The sequence below is a fragment of the Desulfosediminicola ganghwensis genome (assembly GCF_005116675.2).
Taxonomy (GTDB): domain Bacteria; phylum Desulfobacterota; class Desulfobulbia; order Desulfobulbales; family Desulfocapsaceae; genus Desulfopila; species Desulfopila ganghwensis.
This window is the reverse complement of the sequence record NZ_CP050699.1, coordinates 1,470,881-1,493,790: the sequence shown is the minus strand read 5'-3', so window position 1 is coordinate 1,493,790 and position 22,910 is coordinate 1,470,881. Positions and strand designations below refer to the sequence as shown.

General features: G+C 49.0%; 20 protein-coding genes and 2 tRNA genes. 7 read left to right on the top strand and 15 right to left on the bottom strand.

Annotated features, from left to right (window positions below; all coding sequences use genetic code 11):
• Positions 1-188: 188 nt before the first annotated feature.
• From FCL45_RS06405 to FCL45_RS06390, 4 genes are all read right to left on the bottom strand, one after another.
• Positions 189-1,535: a Na+/H+ antiporter NhaC family protein gene (locus FCL45_RS06405; RefSeq protein WP_136798591.1), complete on the bottom strand. Its 1,347-nt coding sequence runs from the start codon at positions 1,533-1,535 to the stop codon at positions 189-191.
• A gap of 474 nt (positions 1,536-2,009) precedes the next feature.
• Positions 2,010-3,194, bottom strand: a complete 1,185-nt coding sequence (locus FCL45_RS06400) for a M14 family zinc carboxypeptidase (RefSeq protein ID WP_136798590.1) — start codon at positions 3,192-3,194, stop codon at positions 2,010-2,012.
• Between the two features lie 254 nt (positions 3,195-3,448).
• Entirely contained in the window at positions 3,449-4,633 is a 1,185-nt protein-coding gene (locus FCL45_RS06395; RefSeq protein WP_136798589.1) for a Gfo/Idh/MocA family protein, read from the bottom strand.
• 331 nt (positions 4,634-4,964) lie between these two features.
• A tRNA-Leu gene (locus tag FCL45_RS06390) sits at positions 4,965-5,050 on the bottom strand.
• Between the two features lie 753 nt (positions 5,051-5,803).
• On the opposite strand from FCL45_RS06390, the gene FCL45_RS06385 reads away from it, so the two are divergent.
• On the top strand, positions 5,804-6,367 hold the full coding sequence (locus tag FCL45_RS06385) for an acetate uptake transporter (RefSeq protein ID WP_136798588.1): 564 nt from the start codon (positions 5,804-5,806) through the stop codon (positions 6,365-6,367).
• Between the two features lie 152 nt (positions 6,368-6,519).
• Here the strand turns inward: FCL45_RS06385 and cooS are convergent, their stop codons facing one another.
• From cooS to FCL45_RS06345, 8 genes are all read right to left on the bottom strand, one after another.
• Positions 6,520-8,409: an anaerobic carbon-monoxide dehydrogenase catalytic subunit gene (gene cooS / locus FCL45_RS06380; protein WP_136798587.1), complete on the bottom strand. Its 1,890-nt coding sequence runs from the start codon at positions 8,407-8,409 to the stop codon at positions 6,520-6,522.
• Between the two features lie 131 nt (positions 8,410-8,540).
• Positions 8,541-9,203 carry a Crp/Fnr family transcriptional regulator gene (locus FCL45_RS06375; RefSeq protein WP_136798586.1) on the bottom strand — a complete coding sequence of 221 codons (663 nt, stop codon included), beginning with the start codon at positions 9,201-9,203 and terminating at the stop codon, positions 8,541-8,543.
• 411 nt (positions 9,204-9,614) lie between these two features.
• Positions 9,615-9,700 (bottom strand) — tRNA-Leu (locus FCL45_RS06370).
• A gap of 15 nt (positions 9,701-9,715) precedes the next feature.
• Positions 9,716-10,084, bottom strand: a complete 369-nt coding sequence (secG, locus tag FCL45_RS06365) for a preprotein translocase subunit SecG (RefSeq protein ID WP_136798585.1) — start codon at positions 10,082-10,084, stop codon at positions 9,716-9,718.
• Between the two features lie 12 nt (positions 10,085-10,096).
• Positions 10,097-10,855 (bottom strand): triose-phosphate isomerase, encoded by a 759-nt coding sequence (gene tpiA / locus FCL45_RS06360; RefSeq protein ID WP_136798584.1) that lies wholly within the window; start codon positions 10,853-10,855, stop codon positions 10,097-10,099.
• Between the two features lie 54 nt (positions 10,856-10,909).
• The gene (locus FCL45_RS06355) at positions 10,910-12,088 is read right to left on the bottom strand and encodes a phosphoglycerate kinase (RefSeq protein ID WP_136798583.1); all 1,179 of its coding nucleotides are present in this window, start codon (positions 12,086-12,088) and stop codon (positions 10,910-10,912) included.
• Positions 12,089-12,140: 52 nt separating this feature from the next.
• Complete coding sequence (rimI, locus tag FCL45_RS06350) at positions 12,141-12,590, bottom strand: ribosomal protein S18-alanine N-acetyltransferase (protein ID WP_136798582.1); 450 nt, start codon at positions 12,588-12,590, stop codon at positions 12,141-12,143.
• Between the two features lie 10 nt (positions 12,591-12,600).
• A complete protein-coding gene (locus FCL45_RS06345) occupies positions 12,601-13,818 on the bottom strand; it encodes a type I glyceraldehyde-3-phosphate dehydrogenase (protein ID WP_136798581.1) in 1,218 nt (405 codons plus the stop codon).
• Between the two features lie 177 nt (positions 13,819-13,995).
• Between FCL45_RS06345 and sfsA the strand changes: the two genes are divergently transcribed.
• Positions 13,996-14,691: a DNA/RNA nuclease SfsA gene (gene sfsA / locus FCL45_RS06340; RefSeq protein WP_136798580.1), complete on the top strand. Its 696-nt coding sequence runs from the start codon at positions 13,996-13,998 to the stop codon at positions 14,689-14,691.
• 118 nt (positions 14,692-14,809) lie between these two features.
• Here the strand turns inward: sfsA and FCL45_RS06335 are convergent, their stop codons facing one another.
• From FCL45_RS06335 to lepB, 3 genes are read right to left on the bottom strand one after another with little or no spacing between them, the layout of a single operon-like run.
• Positions 14,810-16,081 (bottom strand): dihydroorotase, encoded by a 1,272-nt coding sequence (locus FCL45_RS06335; RefSeq protein ID WP_136798579.1) that lies wholly within the window; start codon positions 16,079-16,081, stop codon positions 14,810-14,812.
• A gap of 1 nt (position 16,082) precedes the next feature.
• Positions 16,083-17,039, bottom strand: a complete 957-nt coding sequence (locus FCL45_RS06330; RefSeq protein WP_136798578.1) for an aspartate carbamoyltransferase catalytic subunit — start codon at positions 17,037-17,039, stop codon at positions 16,083-16,085.
• Positions 17,040-17,065: 26 nt separating this feature from the next.
• Complete coding sequence (lepB, locus tag FCL45_RS06325; RefSeq protein ID WP_136798577.1) at positions 17,066-17,710, bottom strand: signal peptidase I; 645 nt, start codon at positions 17,708-17,710, stop codon at positions 17,066-17,068.
• Positions 17,711-18,110: 400 nt separating this feature from the next.
• Between lepB and pilM the strand changes: the two genes are divergently transcribed.
• The 5 genes from pilM to FCL45_RS06300 are packed head-to-tail and all read left to right on the top strand — an operon-like array spanning position 18,111 to position 22,895.
• Positions 18,111-19,169, top strand: a complete 1,059-nt coding sequence (gene pilM / locus FCL45_RS06320) for a type IV pilus assembly protein PilM (RefSeq protein WP_136798576.1) — start codon at positions 18,111-18,113, stop codon at positions 19,167-19,169.
• Between the two features lie 29 nt (positions 19,170-19,198).
• Positions 19,199-19,786, top strand: a complete 588-nt coding sequence (locus tag FCL45_RS06315) for a PilN domain-containing protein (protein ID WP_136798575.1) — start codon at positions 19,199-19,201, stop codon at positions 19,784-19,786.
• 17 nt (positions 19,787-19,803) lie between these two features.
• On the top strand, positions 19,804-20,424 hold the full coding sequence (locus FCL45_RS06310; protein WP_136798574.1) for a type IV pilus inner membrane component PilO: 621 nt from the start codon (positions 19,804-19,806) through the stop codon (positions 20,422-20,424).
• A gap of 23 nt (positions 20,425-20,447) precedes the next feature.
• Positions 20,448-20,981, top strand: a complete 534-nt coding sequence (locus FCL45_RS06305; protein ID WP_167495826.1) for a pilus assembly protein PilP — start codon at positions 20,448-20,450, stop codon at positions 20,979-20,981.
• Positions 20,982-20,984: 3 nt separating this feature from the next.
• Positions 20,985-22,895: a tetratricopeptide repeat protein gene (locus tag FCL45_RS06300; protein ID WP_136798572.1), complete on the top strand. Its 1,911-nt coding sequence runs from the start codon at positions 20,985-20,987 to the stop codon at positions 22,893-22,895.
• Positions 22,896-22,910: the final 15 nt, after the last annotated feature.

Below are 22,910 nucleotides of genomic sequence, written 5' to 3'. Positions count from 1 at the left end.
ACAAAGTCACCAACTATTCCTATTTCAACGATTGCAGAATGTTCTGAGATAATCAAGAGCGGAGATACATCCCCAGTATCCACGTTTGTGTCCGGGAAAGATGAACTCGTAGAATAGAATATGCGCACCAGCATTATGCCGGCACGCCGTATTCCGCCCCTTAACCCTGATGAATGACAACCCGCCGGTTATTGCCTTCGACGTTTCAAAAAAACCGCAATGATACCTGATGCTGCAAGCAACAAACAATAGTACGAATGTGAGACCACAGAAAGAGGCGAAAGCGCAAAAACCGAACCAAGCAACAATGCCTGGGCACCATAGGGCAACAAGCCCTGTATGACGCAGGAGAAAATATCCAGCAGACTTGCGGACCGCCTTGCTGTTACCCCGTTTTCCTCAGCCAGCTTGCGGGCCACACCACCGGAAACGATAATAGCGACAGTATTGTTCGCTGTACAGACATTGGTAAGGGCCACAAGCCCAGCGATCCCCAGCTCACTTGCCTTCAGGTTACTGCCGGTGTTATGATCCTTGCTGAACGCACCGATTACCCGCCCAACCAGACCTGTAAGCCAGGCGAGACCACCTTGTCTTCGCATCAATTCACCGATGCCGCCGATAAGCATGGAGAGCAGGAAAATCTCCTGCATATTGCCAAAACCTGCATAAATATCTTTTACATAATTTCCCAGGGTATAATCCGCTGCCGAAACCATACCAATCGTTCCAGCCAGCAAAATGCCAATTCCCAAAACCACAAAAACATTCAACCCCGAAACGGCCAATACCAGGATCGTTATATAGGGAAGTACCTTGATCCACTCAAAAGACTCTGCTGCCGGAGCATCGGTAACACTGTTGCTCATCATGAATATGGCGATTGCTGCAGCAGCTGCAGGCAGGGCAATAAACAGGTTTTCCCTGAATTTATCCTTCATGTGGCAGCCCTGGGAGCGGGTTGCCGCAATAGTGGTATCGGAAATGATAGACAGGTTATCGCCGAACATGGCACCACTCAAGACCACACCAGCCATCAGGGATGTATCAATGCCTGCCACCTGCGCAATTCCCAACGCCACGGGGGCGACAGCAGCAATGGTGCCCATAGAAGTGCCCATGGCTGTTGAGATAAAAGCTGAAATAATAAATATGCCAGGCAGGATAAAACTCGCCGGCAACAGAGACAGGCCCAGATTGACAGTGGCATCAACACCACCCGTTGCCTTGGCAACAGCGGCAAATGCGCCTGCCAGCAGATAGATCATACACATGGCCATTATATCGTTATGGCCTACGCCGCGCAGAAAATGTTCGAGTGCCTTATTGAGTTTATCCTTACTCAAAATGAGTGCCAGGATAACGGCAGGCAAGGCGGCAACGGGGGCAGGAAGCTGATAGAAGGCAAAATCTACCCCCTGCATGGTCAAATAACCGCCAACCCCTATAAATAGCAGAAGAAAAACGCCAAGCGGCAAAAGAGCCAGAGCCGAGGGACTTGGCTCTGATGGAGAATCTACAGAATTGTTTAACATGGTAACTGCTCGTTGAAAGAATAATTACAAATACAGCTGAAGCGCTATCTTTCACGAGTCAATACCACAATCAGGAATCTTTCTCATTGAGAAAATCTACTGAAACCACCACGTATTCAGCACACATAATGAGCAAAAGCCTAACCTTTTAAATAATATGAACACCTTGCCTGCGAAAATCAGTTCTGCAAAAAAAGAAGTACGGTCGGACTGCCTTATTAAAACCTGATCCAATTCAGGAACGCTTGTTGGGAGCAACCACTACAGCCGCGCAATCTGGAAATTCACAATTTGCGGGTTTTGTGAGCAATATCAATAATGATGCCTTTCATAATCGCCCAGCAGTTCGGCTTCATGCTCTATCCGCCCGCTGTTCACAGGGAACGCAGGCCAATAGAGCATGAAACGACCTCTCAGCAAACTAAAATGGTGCTGCAGAGAGCTGACGGCAACCAATCAGGAGATTGCCGTGATCTATTCTTCACTGTCATCTGCCGACTTCTGGAAATCTTTGTAATAGAAGTAACGATCTGCCGGTATCTCATCAGCCAATAGCGGATCTATCCCAAAAAGGCTTTCGTTTGCGGTGGCCTCCAGTATAGCCCACATTTGTTCTGAGGCGTGCTTAATGATCATACCACTTTGCTTCTGCCCTATTGCACCTTTCAGTTCAACGAGAATTGAACCGGAGCCACCAAGTCCGTAAGCATTCCTGGCAATTCCAGGGAAGGTACCACCAGGATAAAGTGTTACAGTCGAGAAACCAAATTGCTGCATATGCTCATAGATTGTCACACACAACTGTTTCGAAAGATCGACTACCCCCGCCTCAACATTCTCATTTCTCGGCCAGAGAATTGAGCTCGTGACATTTTCACCATCATCTGTGACATATGTCGCCTGATGATGAAAATCTGCAATCCAGAGAGGGGCATAATAGTTGAAGGCATCAAGAACTGCCTGAGCTTCAGGTACCGGGTTGACATCTGGATCAAATGCAGGGCCTGACAGCCCTGGATTGCAGACGACTTGATCACTCTGCGACCAATCGTGCCAATGATATCTGTTGATATCATAGTCCGATTGAAGGACTCCATCAGCATCCACGAAAGTTGTGGAATACACCCCTCGCCCCTGATCAAGTAGTTCATCAATAACCGTGCCATCACTGGCAAAACAACTCCCTGAGTTGCGCGGAGGTGCCGATGGGTCAGTGTTTCCCCTGGTATCCAACACAGCACCATCAGGATTAGCCCGTACAATCATCAGGACGTAAAGTTTATCGAGAATCGACATTACCTTGCTGTTGCCGGTGGCAAGTTGCTGCAACACCTGCAACGCAGCCTCTGTGGTCATCTGTTCATTACCATGCTGCTGAGTCATTATCATAACGGGAGTGTTTGCAGGATTACCGACTTTTGCCAGATAGATATTTCTCTCCTGCCCGGAATGCCCAATTACCTCCAGCTCCACCAGACCCTTGGAAGATTTTTCTAACTGAAAAAGTTTCTTCTCAAGATCTTCGTATGTGCTGATCCTCGATAATGAAACCTGCTGATTTGGTGTGAGCCAGGGACCACCCGGCGTTATCTCCGTAGCAGCTATTGCTGAACCAGCGCTCAAGGCCAACGTAACGCACAATGCCATTTGCTTGATCATAAGTCACCCTGTTGAGTTAGATTAATCGTAGACGATTAAGGATTTACACCACCAGCACCCCAAACCTAACTTTTTGAATGATTATTTTCAATCGGAAATAACTACACTTGATTGATAGGCATAATTAGACACATGACCATAACGCTTATCCGTCCGGTCCAAGACGACATTAACAAGAACGATTATTCAACCCCAATCTTCAGCCTGAAAAAGTTTAGAGAACCCTCTACAATTCTGATAGTTAGAAGAAACAACTAAACTCCAACCCAACGGCTCTCAAGCTCAGAGGATTTCAGCACAGCTGTCACAAAGCGGATAGAGGCTAGTCCGTCTTTTTCATCAGGACAGGTCATCGCCTCCCCCCTTGGTTGAACACCAGCACGTTTTGCAGCTATAGCTTCTGCAGCATCCCGGTAAATATTGGCGAATCCATCCGGAAAACCTTCCGGGTGCCCTGCAACAATATGGCTGGCATATGCGGAAAGCATCAAAGTTCCGGGGCCGTTTGGTGTCCTCACCTCTGCCGGCCGGCCAAGGGGCTTAAAAGTTAAACGCTGCGGAACCTCCTGGCCCCACTCCAAAGTACCTTTAGTTCCGGAGATTCGAAACTGCAACGAATTCTCCACCCCCGCCGCGGCCTGGGTTACCCAGAAACTCCCCCGCGCACCATTATTCATGCGGAGCATGGCCCCGGCATAATCGTCAATCAGCCGGTTCGGTACTATGGCACCTGCCTCTGCAGCAACCTCCGCAACCTCCAGTCCTGTCACATATCTGATAAGATTATGGGCATGGGTTCCGATATCCCCCATCACCAGAGAAGGACCACCTTTTTCAACTCGATAACGCCAGGGAGCATTTGCCCCTGTCGGATCTGCCTTCGACTCATCAGCCTTGCCGCCCTGCACATACTCAATCTGAATCAGTCGAATCTCACCTAATTCCTCCTGTTCCACCATGGCTTTTGCCTGACGAACCAGTGGATAGCCGGTGTAATTATGCGTAAGCCTGAATATCCGCCCTGTCTGCGCTACCATGTCGACAAGCTTCTCTGCCTCATCCAGAGTATTGGTCATCGGCTTATCACATATCACATCCAGACCACCCTTCATTGCGGCAGCCGCATAGATAAAGTGACTGTCATTCGGTGTCATGATCGCCACAACCTCTGCACCGTTGTCTCTGGCCACTTCGGATCGAATCAGCTCCAGTCCATCAGTGTAGATGCGATCTTCTGAAAGGCCCAGATCTTTCCCGCCTTGTCTTGCGCGCTCCGGGTTTGAGGAAAGTGCTGCAGCAACCAACTCGTAACAGTCAGTCAATCTGGCCGCCTGCCGGTGCATTCCCCCGATAAACGATCCAGGGCCGCCACCAATCACTGCCAACCGCAAACGCCTGCCCAGATGATGCAAAGCTGGATTATAGCCATCCGTCCCCATACTCTTCTCCTTTCCAGAGCAAAGCTTGATCCGCTGAGTTTTTTTCAGCAGAGTTACATACGCCACAGTCCTGCACCATCAAACATTACCCTATCATTGGGCGATGTGCTCCTGCTTCGTGAAAATCGATTATCATGCAGTTTCACTTCTGGTCCCCGTTGCTTCTGCCACGCATCAACCTTTAGCTGTGGAGTCTTGGTGATCAGATTATTTGTTTATGCAGGGACCAGAATTCGAAACCTCTGCTATCTCATGGGGAATTATAATTCGAGAACGGTATAAACGAAAAAAGCCGGAATCACTTTTCAGTGATTCCGGCTTTTTTATATGTTGGTGCCGAAGACGAGAGTCGAACTCGTACGGGCGTGGCCCACTACCCCCTCAAGATAGCGTGTCTACCAATTCCACCACTTCGGCACATAACAGCAATATGATTGCTCCGGTTAAAGCTGCCTGGTATCCGGACTGCTGATATCAGGTAGTTGACCCGGACGGTTGAGCAGTTTCTGCTCTCCCGTAGCAAGGAGACGTGTTTTTACCATAGCCCCGGGACAAGGTCAAGAATTGTTCACAACATAATTCAATTTTCTTTGTTGATTGTAACACAGTCCACACAGATGTCTACGCATGACACCTTTACCCGACTTTTCGCAGCTAAAGATCATCTCGCATAAACAAACGGTCAATTTCACCTTCAAATTTACTCTATGCCCGATTCTGCCAAACCGTTTGAGAGGCTCCCGCTACGTTACCCACAGATGCCTGCGGAGAATTACTCATAACGCTAGGACCTTACTGCAGGGTCATAATATGAGGTTGCCCTGCAAAGGACATCGAGGTTCTCACCCCGCGTCCACATAGAGAATATTTCTGCCGAATGAGCTCAACCCGTCGCTTTGAGGATATGCCGTAAAACCTCATTCGACATTCTGCATTTTTGTCATCTATGAGAGCGGTACATCCTGGCTTCTGAATATCTTTGAGATACCAGCACATTCCCTCATCACAGAGGTAGAACTATCACTTTGCGAAGTACATATCACAACATGTTTTCGTGAATTTTAATTGCTTTACTCCCCGTCTTTCTGTAAGTTCCTCCCTTTTTCTTTTGCACCTGATGCGCAGTAGCATCAACGGTGGCTGGAATTATTCATTTACAAAGGGTGAAACATGTCTCGCGAACTTGCCAATCCCGCACCCCTAGGACTTATGGGGTTCGGTATGACAACTATTCTGCTCAATATTCACAATGCCGGGTTCTTTCCCATCGACTCCATGATTCTTGCCATGGGCATTTTCTATGGTGGTATAGCCCAGGTAATCGTCGGCATCATGTGCTTTTTCCGGGGTGACACCTTCGGCACCACGGCCTTTACTTCTTACGGACTGTTCTGGCTTACCCTTGTTGGCCTGCTCACCATGCCGCATATGGGACTACCTGCAAGTCCACATAGCTTCATGGGCTGGTACCTTCTCCTCTGGGGAATTTTCACCACCTTCATGTTTGTCGGCTCACTCCGCTATCCCCGGGCCAAACAGTTTGTGTTCGGTTCATTGACGCTGCTGTTCTTTCTGCTTGCTGCCCGCGATTTCACCGGCAGCGAGTTGATCGGTACCATTGCCGGCTTTGAAGGCATCATCTGTGGCGCGAGCGCGATCTATTTTGCCATGGCGCAGGTACTGAACAATGAGTACGGCCGTACCGTTCTGCCCATTGGTGCACTAAAGAAATAAGCTGGTATCAGCCTGTAATTCGCCGAACGGAAAAAGGGGGTGTTCACACGGAACACCCCCTTTTTCTTTGTCTGTGATCTGTCGTACAGTTGAACGTATCACAGCAATGTTATTGCCGTGTACTGCCCCACCCTTTACAACCTGAATTGTGACTACTCACCAAGCCCAAGCGCCTTACGCTTTGCCTTGATCCGCTCATCCATCTTCTCTGCCGCAATCCTGTAATCCGCTTCCACCAGAAATGATGCGCCAAAAACGTCTTCCAGCCCACCTGTTGCCAGATCAGTCACCAGCTTTGAACCAGTGATCTGGGGCGGGGTACCGATCTGCACCGGAATACCGGAAGCCACGCAATAAACGCCAATAGCCACCGCTTTCTCCGAATACCACTCAGGCGAAGCGCCCCAGACCGGAAGATCAGAGATGTCAACGCCCAGAGCGTCGGCAATACTACCGCATAACTGGATGACCCGCGAATTATCAACACATGAGCCGAAGTGCAGCACCGGTGGTATATCAAGAGCGCCACAGATCTTCTGCAAACCCGGCCCTGCCATTTCGGCACCTGCTGGAACCATCAGTCCCGCCTTTCCTGCCGCTGTGGTGATACAGCCGGTGGCGAGCACGAGAATATCTCTCTTGATGAGCTCTTTAGCGAGCCCCACGTTCTGTGAATCGTGGGTGAATTTGGGGTTATTGCAGCCAACTATCGCCACGACACCACGGATCGATCCGTCCTTAATGGCCTCAAGCAACGGTTCAAGACTACCTCCCAGCATGTCCAGCAGGGCTTCGTTGGAGAAACCTGAGACTATATCCACCGGCTCCACCGGGATCTCAACCCTTGAGTTATCCCTACTACCATATGCCTCAATACTCATTTCGACGATCTGGCGCGCCTGCTCCGCTGCTCTTGAAGTATCAAATGACACATGGGTTGCACCGGTAAAACGCGCCTTGTCGGAAGTCGTGATAAACCTGGTATGATAACACGCAGCCGCCTGAACCAGGCTTGGCATAATGCACTGGTAATCGACCACAACAGCTTCCACCGCCCCGGTCACTATGGCCAGTTCCGTCATCAGGTGGTTGCCTGCCATGGGAATTCCCTGACGGCCGAGCAGCTCATTGCCGGTACAACACAATCCACCGATATTGATGCCTTCCGCGCCGGCTGCTTTTGCTTTGGCAATCATTTCCGGATCACGGGCTGCTGCCAAAACCATTTCTGAGACCACCGGATTGTGGCCATGCACCAGGATATTGACCTGTTCTTTCCGGATCACTCCCAGGTTTACTTTCGATGCAGCGGGGGTCGGTACTCCGAAAATAATATCCGACAATTCAGTCCCAATCATCGAGCCACCCCAACCATCTGCCAAGGCCGTCCGGGCTGAGTGCAGCATGGTGGAAATCGCGTCATTATCACACCCCATATGGGTGCGGTGCATCATCTCTGCTATTTCCCTGTCCACCCCCCGGGGAATTACATTCAACTGCCGCCAGATCTCTTTTCGCTTCTCGGGAACCCGGCCCATAAAGGCCAGTTCTTTTTTTCTGCTGCCGAAATCTGCAAACAAGACATCGACCAGTTCTCTCGCCACATCCTGCTTTGTCCTGCCATCGGTGGCTACTCCTACCTCCTGTGCGACCCGGTACAGCTTCTCTTCATTCGTGATGGTGTAAGCACTGGCTTTGCCCTCCACTATCGCTTCAAGTACTTCAATCAGGTCCCGGCCATGGTCGGAATGTCCAGCAGAGCCACCAGCGACAAAGCGGCCGAAATTTCGGGCTACAATGACGTTACCATCAGCCCCGCAAACTCCACGCTGCATCTTGCCGTTTTCTTTGAGGCTGATCCTGCATGGTCCCATATTGCAGTTTTTGCAGGTCAACCCCAATTCACAGAATTTGCACCCGGGTGTTTGTTGTTCAAAACGATCCCAGACAGTTTCCACGCCATCCCTGGCCGCTTTTTCTATCATTTTCGTAGCATCTTCCCAGATGCTTTTGTTCTTCACATCACCACTATCTTTAGCCATCTTTTCTCCTCCGAAATCTTTTTACGCTCAGGAAACCCGGTTTACCTCACTAGGTATGTACATCAGTACACCGTCGTCAGTTAAAAAACTGTCGTCTACCTGACAGAGGAAAAAGAAAAAAACAATACCGCTTACTGGATACCTATCCCACCAGCATGTTCCAGGGCCTGAATGTCCTGAATTACATAGAGTCCCCGCCGTGGCCGGATAACAAGATCGCCACGTATAAGTTCATTGAGGAGCATTGAGATCGTCTGCCTCGACGAGCCCACAAGACGAGCCAGGTGCTCGGTCGACAGATCTATTTCAACCTCAATTGAACCATCACCCTGCACTGATCCGTGTTTTCTCGCTTCGTAGGAGAGCAGAGCTATCAGACGTGCACCCACATCCTTAAAGGCAAGGCTGTCAATTATTGAGAAAGAACGCTCCAGAATATTACCCAGCACCCGTACCATGGCTTTGGTGATTTCAGGGTCACCGACCATGCGTTGCCGGAAAGTCTCAACGTTGGCGGTAAGCAGGGTTGCGTCAGTAAGCGCCTGCACAAATGTAGGGGTATGGCTCGAATAGATATCTCCGCGCGTCAGAATACCGAGACTGAACTCCTTTTCCTCATAACCGAGATAAATACGCACCCGGCCATGCACAACAATGAAGATTCGATTGCGCTGATCACCCGGCTGACTGACAAAGTTCCCCTTGGCATGATATTCGGGCTCCAGGGCTGAATACAGGTCTGCAAACTCAGGTCTTTCAAGATGATCGAGAAGATTCGCCTCTAGAAATTTCATTCTTGCCTCACTGAATACATTTCGATTGCCTACATGAAAAGCAGATGATAGTGAGAAACCGTTAAGGGGTCAATGATTACAAGGTGGCGGGGAATAGATGGATAGTCGTTTATAGACATAGACAACATGGCGACAACACACAATGAGATTACCAGCATCCTCAGCGTAAGATTTGAGGGAGGATAAAAAAAAGATTTAGAAGTTACACCCTACCAGGGCAGCGTTTCATTCCAATTCTTTCAGCGTATTTTTATCAGGCATATAATCAACTGAACCTATACGTCTGTATTCTCACGCCTAATTCCCGATCGATCCTTGCTGAGATTCAAAAGCAACCTGAAAATCCAATTTAAAAAAATGGATAAAAAAAAACCGTAAATTACTGTTCAGTAATTTACGGTTTTATATAAATGGTGCCGAAGACGAGAGTCGAACTCGTACGGGCGTGGCCCACTACCCCCTCAAGATAGCGTGTCTACCAATTCCACCACTTCGGCACTCAAAGAGTGTGTCTATTTTGTTTCGCTGTCAGTTGTTGCTGCTTCTGTCTCTTCTGCTGCGGGAAGAACTGCATCTTCCTGGGCAAGAGGTTTTGCCTCTTCAACTGCTGCGGGTTGCTCTTTTACCACACTTTTCATCACAGATCCAGCACTTTTTTCCGATGAAATATAGGCAAGAGACAACGAAGTTACCATAAAAATTACAGCCGCTGCCGTGGTGATTTTATTCAGCAGTGGTATTGGGCCCTCTGAGCCAAAAAGTGACTGACTGGACCCACCGAAGCTTGCACCTATATCGGCGCCTTTACCTTGCTGAAGCAGGACAATGCCTACCAGGAAGAGGCAAACGACAACGTGTGCAATTGTGAGTAATGTATCCATTCAGACCTTCTTTTAGTTCTTCTGGTAATTAATAATACGCCCGAACGATTCAGCGTCCAGAGCGGCTCCGCCAACCAGCGCACCGTCTATATCGGGTTGCGCCATCAACTCATCTACGTTGGTTGGTTTGACCGAGCCACCATACAATATTCTCATTTGCTCAGCAACGTTTTTTTCAAACAACTTTGAGATAAGTTCCCTGATAAAAGCATGAGCTTCCTGTGCCTGCTCTTTGCTTGCTGTTTTGCCTGTGCCAATAGCCCAGACTGGCTCGTAGGCAATAACAACCCTGGCCATCTGCTCGGCTCTCACCCCGGCCAATCCGTTTCTAATCTGGGTTTCAAGGACATTGAGCATTTGGCCCGACTCACGTTCTGTCAGGGTCTCTCCGACACAAAGCAGGGCCATGAGATCAAAATCCAGAGCGCCTTTTACCCGCTGATTTATCAGGGTATCAGTCTCAAAAAACAGCTGCCTGCGCTCTGAATGGCCAATAATGGCCGCACTACCACCAGCATCTTTAACCATTACCGGTGAAATCTCACCGGTAAAAGCGCCTTGTTCCTCCCAGCAGACATTCTGGGACGACACAATGATATCACTGCCTGAAACCGTTTCAGCCACCGCAGCTATAACGGTGTAGGGTGGAGCGAGAAGCACCTCCCGATCCGCAAAGGTGGGACAATGCTTCATAACTTCTTCAGCCAACCGGCATGCATCCTCACGGGTGGTATGCATTTTCCAGTTACCGGCCATCAACGATTTTCTCATGATGATCCTCTTTGAAATTTTGCTATGACGTAAACAGACTCGACCGGTTACGTCTTAGTCGCCAAGTGCAATAACACCCGGCAGCTCTTTCCCTTCCATAAGGTGTAAAAAGGCACCACCACCGGTGGACATATACGAGATATTTCTGGATTCACCAGACTTCTTCACTGCCGCATTTGAGTCGCCGCCACCAGTTATGGACAGTGCATGTGATGAGGCGACAGCCTGACAGATAGCCATGGTTCCCCGCGCAAAGGCGTCCATCTCAAAAGCTCCCATTGGCCCGTTCCAGACAATGGTTCTGGCATCAGCCAACGCTTCCTGAAATAGGATAGTGGTTGCCGGCCCAATATCAAGGGCCATCCAGTTTTCCGGGATATCCTTGTAGGTCACGTTTTTGGTAACTGCGTGGGGACTGAATGAGTCAGCAGCCACAAAATCCACCGGCAGATAGAGCTTTACTCCCTGTTTTTCGGCTGCGGCTATGAAATTTCTGGCAGTATCGAGCAGATCATCTTCCACTTTTGAGGCACCGACCTCAACTCCCATGGATTTTAGAAAAGTGTTGGCCATTGCGCCGCCGATCACCATACTATCTACCTTGCCGAGCATATTCTCAAGTGCACCGATCTTCGATGACACCTTTGCACCACCAACCAGAGCAACTAAGGGACGAACAGGATTATCCATCGACTTGTGAAAGTAATCCATTTCTGTCTGGAGCAACATGCCGGCGCCTTTATCTTTGACCAATTCGGCAACGCCTACCACAGAGGCATGCGCCCTGTGCGAGCAGGCAAAAGCATCGTTTATGTAAACCTCAGCATGGCGGGCTAGCTTTTTGGAAAAATCCGGATCATTGGCTGTCTCTTCATTATAATAGCGCAGATTCTCCAGCAGGACTAATTCGCCTGTTGCCATTGCCGCCACGACCTTTTCTGCCTCTTCGCCGATACAATCGGTGGCAAAATGCACTTTTTTCCCAATTAAGGCTGCCAGGTGTTCCGCTACCGGGCGCAGGCTGAACGCTTCCACCCTTTGCCCTTTGGGCCGCCCCATATGGGAACAGATAACCGGTAAGCCTCCCTGCTCAAGGATATGCTGCAAGGTCGGCAACACCATACGGATGCGAATGTCATCGGTTATATTGCCGCCATCATCCATCGGCACATTGAAATCGGCGCGCACGAGCACACGTTTGCCCGACAGTTCTAAATCATATATAGTCTTCATCGTAAAATCTCCGGAACAAGGCTGGTTGTCTAACTGGAAGAAAATAGCACCTTCAACCATCAATATAGAGCAATTCTTTCCTATAAATCAAGGCATTATCCCTGGGATTCGCGTAATACCCAGCGCGTTCGCCAACTTGAGCAAACCCCTGGGAACAATAAAATTTACACGCCGGTTCATTTTTCGACCGTACTTCAAGAAAGAGACTACTGACGTTAACAGCCGCCAGTTTTTTGATAAGAACTCTGAGCAATTTTTGCGCCACACCTTTTCTGCGCTCGGAGGCCGCAACCGCGATCTTCAGCAACTCGGCTTCAGGCCCGCAATAGCGAGAACAACACCAGCCATTAATGTTACCATCGTCATCGGTTGAGACAAGCACAATACTTTCGGGCAGGGGGAGTTCGGCAAGAATCTGAGCAGGTGTCCACGGAGATGGAGACTCCTGCTCGATAATGGAAATGGCCCCGCAGTCTTCCGGAGCCATGTTACGGATATTCACAGGTAACGACTTAAACCATTTCGTCGGCAACCTTGACGGTTAAATCACCGAGCATATTGGTATAGCTACCAAGTTCGTTGTCATACCAGCCATAAACCACCGCCTGGGTTACCGGTACATTGAGGACAGGATCGGCACCAGCTGCAACAGTTGCCCCCTTGACCTTACCAAGGTTGACCGGAATAGCAGCGGTACGCGTATGCGTCTCAGACGCTTCAATAACCGCAGCAGCCCTTGGAGTGCCGAGGATATCCGAGCTGACATTCTGCTGCTCGGTATACTCGAGGTATGGGGTAACCTCAGAAAACTCTCTGTAGATGCTGTTGATATCCGCGCGCTTTGTCGGGGTATCAAGCTCATCCTGCAGATTGAGCACCAGGATAATCAGGGAACCACTTGAAGTCGGAATACGGACAGATTCTGCCATAAAACCGATTTTCTCCATCTCTGGAATAACCAACGAAAGCGCTTTGGCCGCTCCGGTGGTTGTCAGGATGATATTATTGAGAATCGAACGGTTTTTCCTGAGGTCGGCTGCACCTGCGCCGGGCAGACGATCAAGTACCTGCTGGCTGCCTGTTGCCGCGTGAACAGTCACCATTGAAGCACTGAGAATACGATCCGCTCCCATTCGCTCCATGAGTGGTTTGATCATGTATGACAAGCAGGTAGTGGTACATGAGGCAGCAGAGATGAGATTGTGCCTGGCCGGATCGTACATGTCGTCATTGATGCCCATTACCGTGGTAATGGCATCGTCCGGCATATCCAGCCCTTTGGATTTAATCTTGAATGGCGCAGACAATAAAACCTTTTCCGCACCTGCCTGCATATGACCTCTCATTGCACCACGGCCTTCACTGGCATCCGCAGTGGGGTCTTTGAAGACACCGGTGGTATCCACCACCAGCTTGACATCATTTTCCCGCCAGGCAATATCGAGAGGATTTCTGGCTTCCCGCAGTATGCGTACAGGAACACCATTAATCACCATGGAGCCTTTCTCTTCATCAAGCTCCTGGATCATCCTCCCTGCCGTATGGCCGTGGAGATACGTACCCAGCCGTCCATATGTTGAATCACGCTCTATGATCGCTGCAAGATCGGCAAGTCCGCCTCCGACTTCGCGACCGGTATTAACAACAAGCCCTGAGAAGTGCTTACGCGATACATGGTGCCATAATGAAAGCTTCCCAATTCGTCCAAGACCGTTGATACCTAAATACATGGCAATACGTCTCCTTTATGAGTATTGTGTCACAAGTGTTAATGCCGCCTCTATGTCCGCAATCAAGGATCGCTTGCGGGGCCTCAACGAACGAAATTCATAAATTTCGTTTATACGCGACGTCATTGTTTTTCATAAAGAAACCTATCAGGAATACCACACATCCCCAAAAAAAGCATGCAATTTAATCCACCTCTAACAACTGCCACCTTAATCCGGCGCTACAAACGTTTTCTCGTCGATGTGGAACTCACCGACGGTTCCACCCTCACTATCCACTGCCCGAATACTGGTTCCATGCGCTCCTGTTCTGAACCCGGCAGCCCGGTTGCCATGAGTATATCAGACAACCCGAAGAGAAAATACCCCCACACTCTCGAAATGGTACAAAATAATGGTACCTGGATAGGCGTGAACACCGGCCTCACCAACCGACTGGTTGCAGAAGCAATCAACGACGGTCAAATTGCCGAGTTCGATAAAGTGACTGCTATTCGTCGAGAAGTGAAGGTTTCAAGCTCCAGCAGACTCGACCTGGCTGTCAGCCATAACGAGATGACAACCTATGTTGAAATAAAAAACTGCTCGCTTGTTGAAAATGGTCAGGCAATGTTTCCGGATGCCGTGACCACCCGCGGCACTAAGCACCTTAAGGAATTAATGATCCTTTCAGAACAGGGGCACGGTGCCTGTATATTCTTTCTGGTACAGCGCATGGACACAGACAGCTTTGCACCTGCTGCCCATATCGACCCCGTGTACAGCGAGACCTTGAAAGAAGCCGTCGACAAAGGAGTTATGATTCTCGCATACCAGGCCGAGGTATCACCTCACGGTATTGATGTGATACGAAAATTACCTTGCGAAATATAACCTTATTTCCATAAAACGCACAAGACCTGACGGCCCTCACTTCGCACCAATAGAAAAAGGGCGAGGAGCACAAGCTCTTTCGCCCTTTAAAAAAATGACTCAGGTATGCGAAAAATGATCAGAGCCTGTACTTCACCTCGCCATCGACCAAGGTCATTATCGCCCGCCCTTTCATCTTTGTTTCATTAAAGGGAGAATTCTTCCCCTTTGAAAAACTCGCTTCAGCGGTAAAGACGTACTCCATTTCCGGGTCGATCACAGTGATATCCGCAACTGCCCCTTCACCAAGCTGACCACCTTCTACACCGATAATGCCCGCAGGACCGGCGCTCATCAGCTCAACCATCCTGCTTTCGGTAATTACTCCCTGGCGCACAAGCTCCAGAGTGAGTGACAAGGATGTCTCCAACCCGGTGATGCCGTTGGCAGCGTAGTTGAACTCCAGCTCTTTTTCTAAAACGGAGTGCGGAGCATGATCAGTGGCAATTGCATCGAGAGTACCATCCGCCAGGGCAGCCCTGATCGCCTCCCGGTCTTTTTCCGACCTGAGTGGCGGGTTCATCTTGGCATTGGTGTTGTACCCCAACACGGCGTCATCGGTGAGCGTAAAGTAATGCGGAGCGGTCTCGGCAGTAACCTTCACCCCACGTTGTTTCGCCAAGCGGATAACCGCCAGGGCATCTTCGCAACTCACATGAGCTATATGGACATGGGTGCCAGTAAGCTCAGCCAGGGCCACTTCGCGATAGACCATGATAGACTCGGCTGCGGCAGGGATTCCACGAAGCCCGAGCCGGGTGGAGTTAAGCCCTTCATTCATACAACCGTTTCTAACCAGCGCCTCTTCTTCAGAGTGGGACATGACAACAAGTTTGTGACTTGCCGCATACTCCATGGCCCGGCGCATCAGCTGACTGTCGACAACAGGCATTCCGTCATCTGTCACAGCGACAATGCCGGCCTCTTTCATCTCTGCGTAGTCAGCAAGGGATTCGCCTTTGCTGCCTTTGCTGATTGCACCAACCGGATACACCCTGGCGGCACAGCCTTCGGCCCGCTCAAGTATGAGCCGGGTCACCGAGCCGTTATCGTTGACCGGGGTGGTATTGGGCATACATGCCACAGCGGTGAAGCCACCGGCCGCGGCAGCCTGGGTACCAGACGCCACGTTCTCCTTGTACTCCTGGCCTGGCTCGCGGAGATGGACATGGATGTCTATCAACCCTGGCACCACCCAGCAACCAGTCGCATCAATTACTTTGGCATCCGCAGGCGTCTCAGCCTGAGAGGCTACAATCTTCCCATCTGTAACCCAGAGATCCGCAACTTCATCTCTGCCATTTACCGGGTCGATTACCCTCCCGCCTTTTAAAATGATTAATCCGTCCATATCAGCCTCCCTGCTCCACGCCCGGTTTATCTCCTCCCAACACGAGATAGAGCAGTGCCATCCGGACAGCCACACCATTTGTCACCTGATCCAGAATCACAGATCTTGCGCCGTCTGCAACATCCGGATTCATCTCCACACCTCGGTTAATTGGCCCGGGGTGCATTACCAACACATCGTCTTTAGCCAGCTGCAGCAACCTGTCATTAATGCCGTAGCAGACGGCATACTCACGCAGACTGGGGATGAGGGAGTCATTCTGCCTCTCCTGCTGAATCCTGAGCGCCATAACCACATCCGCATCGCGAACAGCGTCGCGCACATCTTCACAGACAACTGCTCCCATCTGCTCGATCGCGGCCGGCATGAAAGTTTTGGGACCAGCCAGGTAAACCTGTGCACCGAGTGTGGTAAAGCCCCTGATATCAGAGCCGGCGACCCTGCTATGGGCAATATCACCTATTATGGCGATTTTCAAACCCGCGAGACTACCTTTATGCTCCATGATAGTCATGATGTCTAAAAGCCCCTGACTCGGATGCTCGTGAGTTCCGTCCCCTGCATTAATGATCGAAGCTTGAACATTACGTGCAAGAAGATGCGGCGCCCCGGAACTGGAGTGGCGAAGGATAATGATATCAGGATTCATCGCCTGCAGGTTTCTCGCAGTGTCAATGAGGGTCTCACCCTTGGTGGCGGAGCTCGTCGATGCCGAGATATTGAAGGTATCGGCACTCATTCGTTTGGCTGCTATCTCAAATGAGAGGCGGGTCCTTGTCGATGGCTCAAAAAAGAAATTGACGATTGTCTTACCGCGGAGGGTCGGCACCTTTTTTATCGGCCGTGCGGAGACCTCCTTAAATGAGCGTGCTGTATTGATCACATGGCAGATATCATCGGCGCTCATTTGCTCGAGACCGAGGATATGCCTGTGCTTGAAGTTATAGTTTTCCTGCAATGGTGTTACCCGTGTTCAAAGGTTTATCAGTCTATAAGGCTGCCGATCCGACTCCAGCGAACCGACGTGAACCTATCCATTGAAAGTAGCGGTTTCTCGAGATCCCATGACCAATACAGGATAAAGGCCTTGCCCAGCACGTCTCTTTGGTCAACGAATCCCCAGAATCTGCCGTCGTAACTGTTATCACGGTTGTCGCCAAGCACAAGTAGCGACCCATCCGGGACAGTTACCGGCCCATAGTTATCCCGATTGCTCTCCCTGCCGCTGACTACCAGTTGTGAGGTAAAATGGGCATGGGGGTCTTCGATAGCCGTACCGTTGATATAGACTCGCTTGTTTTTTATTTCAACGATATCTCCGGGCACACCGACAACACGCTTTATATAATCAATTGAACGATCTTTTGGGAACTTGAACACCACAACATCTCCTCGTTGCGGATCCTTCCAGGGGATCACCACTGTGCCGGTGAAAGGCAACTTAAGCCCATAGCTGAATTTATTTACCAGTAAATGATCACCTATTTTCAATGTCGGCAACATTGAACCCGAAGGAATCTTAAAGGCCTGCACGATGAAAGTGCGAATAAATAATGCAAGGAGTATTGCAATAATTATGGCTTCAATATATTCCCTGACAAGAGATTTTTTATTGTTCGTTTTAGTCAACTTCGAACCTCATTTCGGCTTGAAAAGTATTCATGATGATAGAAACAAAGCAAGGCTACATTATCCAGACTTTAAATACAAGCGACATTGCCCCGACAATTTTCAGATTCCCTGCAGCTCCTAGTAATACTCATTTTTTCCAACAACACCTACTATATAGAGAGTAATCGGGCGGTTGGTAGACAATATATTGTGGAGAATGACTCTCAGCACCCTCTCAGTGCCTGCTAAATCACTGTTTAAAAAAAGAAATTAATACCTTTTGGCCCTGCTGTTTCCCTTGACAATTCAACTCAATTGTGTCCTTAATAACGACTAAGTATGAGAAATCTGGAGTTTAGCGCAGTACTGCTAAATTCGGTTATTTGATAGTTTAAAAATTAATGCCCAACTATTGACCATGAATTTGCCGTTTCTATCAAAAAAGGATCTCGTCATTGGCGTGGATATTGGATCCCATGCAATAAAAGTCTGTCAACTTAAGGAGACAGACAATGGATTCAAGGTTATTTCCGTCGGCAGTGCTGTGCTACCCGAAGGAGCTGTCGACGATGGCACTCTGGTAGAGCCGGAAATAGTCGGCAAGACCATTGCCGAATTGTTTTCCAACCTGAAAATACGAACCAAAAAAGTCGGCATTTCAATCTCCGGCTATTCTGTGATCGTTAAAAAGGTCAACCTGCATGCCATGGACGACAAACAGCTCGAAGAGCATATTCTGGCCGAAGCAGAACAATATATACCTTTTGATATACAAGACGTCTACCTCGATTTTCAGCGTATAACACCTCAGGAAGAAAGTGAAGAGCGCACTGACGTCATGCTGGTCGCCGCCAAGAAAGAGGTGATAGACGATTACCTGCAGATGCTTGAGGGCATCGGCCTTCAGGTGGTCCTGGTGGATGTCGATGGATTCGCAATGGAAAACACCTTCGAGCAATGCTCCCGAGACCTCACCAACGTTGCCCTGGTTGATATCGGCGCTTCAAAAATGAACATCAATATCATCTCCGATGGCCTATCAGTCGTGGCGCGGGATATCGTAGTAGGGAGCCGCCAGCTCACAGAGCAGATTCAGGCCTCGCTTGACACTGACTATGAAGACGCGGAAGCGATCAAACTCGGTCAGGAGCCCGCCGGCGAAAACCAGGAGACCATCGAAGAAATTTTTCTCTCGACCTGCACCCAATGGGTTCTTGAGATCAAAAAGGCTATTGACCTGTACCATGCTAACAACCCCGACATGCCGCTCCAACAGATCGTACTGAGTGGCGGCGGTGCCAAAGTTGCCGGCATGTGCGACTTCCTGTCCCAGGAGACAGGCCTGGAAGTCAACTTATTCAACCCGTTCAAAAATATGGGGTTTGACCCCAAAAAAATAGACACTGACTATCTCAACAGTATCGGACCTGAAATGGCCATTGCAACCGGGATTGCCATTAGACCATCTGTAATTTAAGGGCCAGTGGGCCCGATCATGGAAGAGTTATGATTCGAATCAACCTGCTCCCTGTTCGGCAACTTAAACAAAGGGCAAATGCACTCCGTCAGATCTTTGCTGTCCTGGCCGGCTTTGTTTTATTTCTCGGCCTATTCGGGATTGTCTTTTCTATCCAGACTGGAAAAGTCAATTCCCTGAATGGGAACATCAACACTCTTAATGCTGAGATTCGCAAATACAATAAACCGCTGGCAAAAATCAAGGAAATTGAGAAAACAATGGCGGAACTTCAGCGAAAGACAGCGGTAATCGACAAACTGAAATCAGACTCTTCTCTTACAGTCAGAGTACTTGATGAGGTTGCAAACAGAGTCGACAATGAGCGTTTATGGCTGCTTTCTCTCAACCAGCAGGGTAGTTCACTCCAACTGTCTGGTGTCGCACTCGATAATCAGACTGTGGCGCAGTTCATGGACATACTGAAAGCCTCTGATTTTGTAAAATCAGTTGATCTCACTGACTCGTCGCTGAAGAAAATCGCCGGCAGGGATTTGAAAAGTTTCTCATTAAGATGCAGTGTCGCTCAGCCACAGCCAAAGGCTGGTGAAGAAAGTGTCGCTAAAGCGAAAAAATAACCTCGAGTACTTACGGTATGAAAAAGAACGAAGCAATTAATAATTTCATAGATACCAAATACATTCCCCTCGAGAAAAAATTCAAGATTCTCTTGGCCGTTGCTGTATTCGTCCTTCCAGCACTTATTTTCTATCTCTTTTTTCTCAGCCCAAACTTTGAAGAAATAGAAAGACTTGAGAACAAAAAACGCCAACTCACCACTCAACTCCACAAAGTACAGAACAGAGCTAAAGATCTCCCCAAGCTTGAGGCAGACCTTGCACAGGTGCAAAATGAGTTTGCTGAAAAATCTTTGCTTCTTCCGAAAGAAAAAGAAATCCCCCAGCTCCTTCGCGATATCTCGTCCCTCGGAAGACATGCCGGCCTGGATTTCATCCAGTTCAAACCAATGCCAAGCGTACCGAGAGATTTTTATGCCGAAATACCAGTTTCAATAAACGTACGTGGCCCATATCACAACGTCGGGGCTTTTTTCGACAGGGTCAGCAAGCTCGAGCGCATAGTTTCGGTTTCCAATGTAAAAATGAGTTCGCCTAAGCTTGAAGGCGGTGAAATGCTACTGAATTCAGACTGCAGGCTGGTAACGTATCAGTTTACCAATAAAGAGCTTCCAAAGCAGAACAAAAAGAAGAGATAAAAGCTAACTGGAAGATGTATTCTATGAAACATTCAATACTCGGATTTCTTTTCCCGCACAAAACAGGCAAGAGAACCTGCCTTGCTGGGTCTACACTCGCTCTGCTGATCTCTTTGCCATTGCCAGGTTCAGCAGCAGAATCTCAAAATGGTGAAATTGAGATCGCCGCTGTAACCTCTCAGGAGAATTTTGAATACATCCTGGAGAACCGTAAAGACCCATTCGTGCCTTTTATCTCAACCAAATCGACTACCAACGAAGTACAACCAGATGAAATTGTCGAAAAGAAAGTCACGTTAACCGGCATGCAGCTTTTTGAGCCGGGCCAGCTCAACCTAGTGGGAATGTTGAAAAGTGGCGGAAAGCAGTTCGCCATGGTCGAGGATTTTACCGGTAAGGGATACATCATTTCAGTAGGGACTAAAATCGGAAGGCGTGGCACCGTTATAGACATCATTCCGAACAAAGTCTTTATCGAGGAAACAGCGGAAACCCGATCCGGAAGAAAAATAGTTACTAAAACCGTTATGGTTCTCAAGAAAGAGGGAGAGGAGTAAATAATGTACGCGAGGTCTGCAATTTCCCAATTGGCCGTTCTTTCTGTGCTGACCATTATCCTGCTATCCGGTAGAGCCGAGGTTTTCGCTCAGGAGGCAGAAAATGCTACAGCACTGCAGAAATATCACATTTCCGCACTTGAATCAAAATTTGCAAACAACACTCTTTCAATAGACATTGTTGGTAAATCTATCCCACCATACACGGTGTCAGAGCTGTTTGCTCCGTTCAGGGTGGTTGTCAATGTCGCAGGTGCTGTTTTTGATGAAGGCGTGTCAACCACCGCCCCTCTGATTGTCCAAAACCCTGTGGGCCAGATGACTGTTACCACTCTCTCTGATCAGGACCCGCAGGTCACTCGCTTTGAAATCGCCATCGCCGATTCCCATGACTATACCGTTAACCGAAACGGTAACAATATCTCGATTGTCATAGCACCGGCCGATGAGGATCGCAATGAGCGATTGAAACTCAACACCCCATCGGTTCCATCCATTACCGATTTTCAAATCAGCAAAAATGAGATGGAAACGACAATTCTGCTTTCTTCGACAGCTCCGGTAACAAGCTACAAAACTGCCACACTGGCCGGTGAAGGTGACAAACCCGCCAGGATGTTCATCGATATTTCAGACGTCTCTATCATCGAATTACTTCGTGAGAAATACGTTGGCACCGCTGTCGACAAAATCCGGGTCGCTGAACGCGGAGCAGGTGCAAGGATAGTCTTTGATTCAGCCACGACTGAAATTTTTGATTACGACATTCAAAACACCGAACAGGGGCTCAAAGTCATTGTCAAAAACAACCTCGGGGCTGGAACTGTCTCGGCAACCGGCAGCCGCTCCTCAGTGCCTGCCAACGCTGACTCAACCCTCGATGAGTTGATCGAATCATCAAGCGACCTTCTTGCGAAAGTCAAGCCAGGCTCATCTCCAGGCATTCCAAAAGCAGATACGGTACCATCCCTTCAGGACACTTTTGCGTTCTCCGGCTACAACAATCAGCGGATCAGTGTCGATTTCTATAAAATTGACATTCACAATGTCTTCCGTCTGTTCAGGCAGATCACAGATCTCAACATCATCGTAGACGAAGGTGTTGCCGGCACCGTGACCCTTGCCTTAAGCGATGTTCCCTGGGATTTCGCCCTGGATGTGATCCTGAACCTCCATGACCTGGTCAAGGAAGAGCGTTTTAACACCATCGTTATCTACCCAAAAAAGAAAGCTTTTGAGTGGCCTGAACGAGCGGTTGACAATCTCTCTTTTGAAGCTGACCTGCAGGTCGTTGAACAGGAAGCTCTCATCATCGAACAGACAGCGACTCAAACACCTGAACTCATGAAAGCAAAAGAGATTCTCAAGGTGGCAAAAGCTGCGGATGACAAACAGAATTATGAGCGAGCAGTCAAACTCTATGAAGAAGCTGTCGAACTGTGGCCTACGAATTCTAACATCCACAACCGTATGGCCACAATCTACCTCGTTCATATGGGCATGAATGCCAAAGCGGTCTATTGCGCAAAAAAAGCACTCGAAGCCGACCCAACAAATAGCCGTGCCGCCCTCTATGCTGCAATCGGCCTTGCCAATATGCAACGCACTGGTGAGGCTTCAGAGTACTTCATGCAAGCAGTCAGTCAGGAGCCTCCCCTGAAAGAAGCTCTCTTCAGTTTTGCAGCCTTCAATGAATCCAACAATCAGCATCAGGCTGCACTTAAATTGATCAACCAATATCACAAATATTATGGTGAGACTCTCGACACCATGCTCACCAGAGCCCGTATATACGATAAGATCGGGAACAGTGAACAGGCAGTTAAAGAATACAGCGCGATCATTACTTCCGGATATCAACTTCGTCCAGACTTGAAGGAGTATATTCAAGAACGTGTTGCGGCAGGTAATTAATAGGTTCGAGTTCCA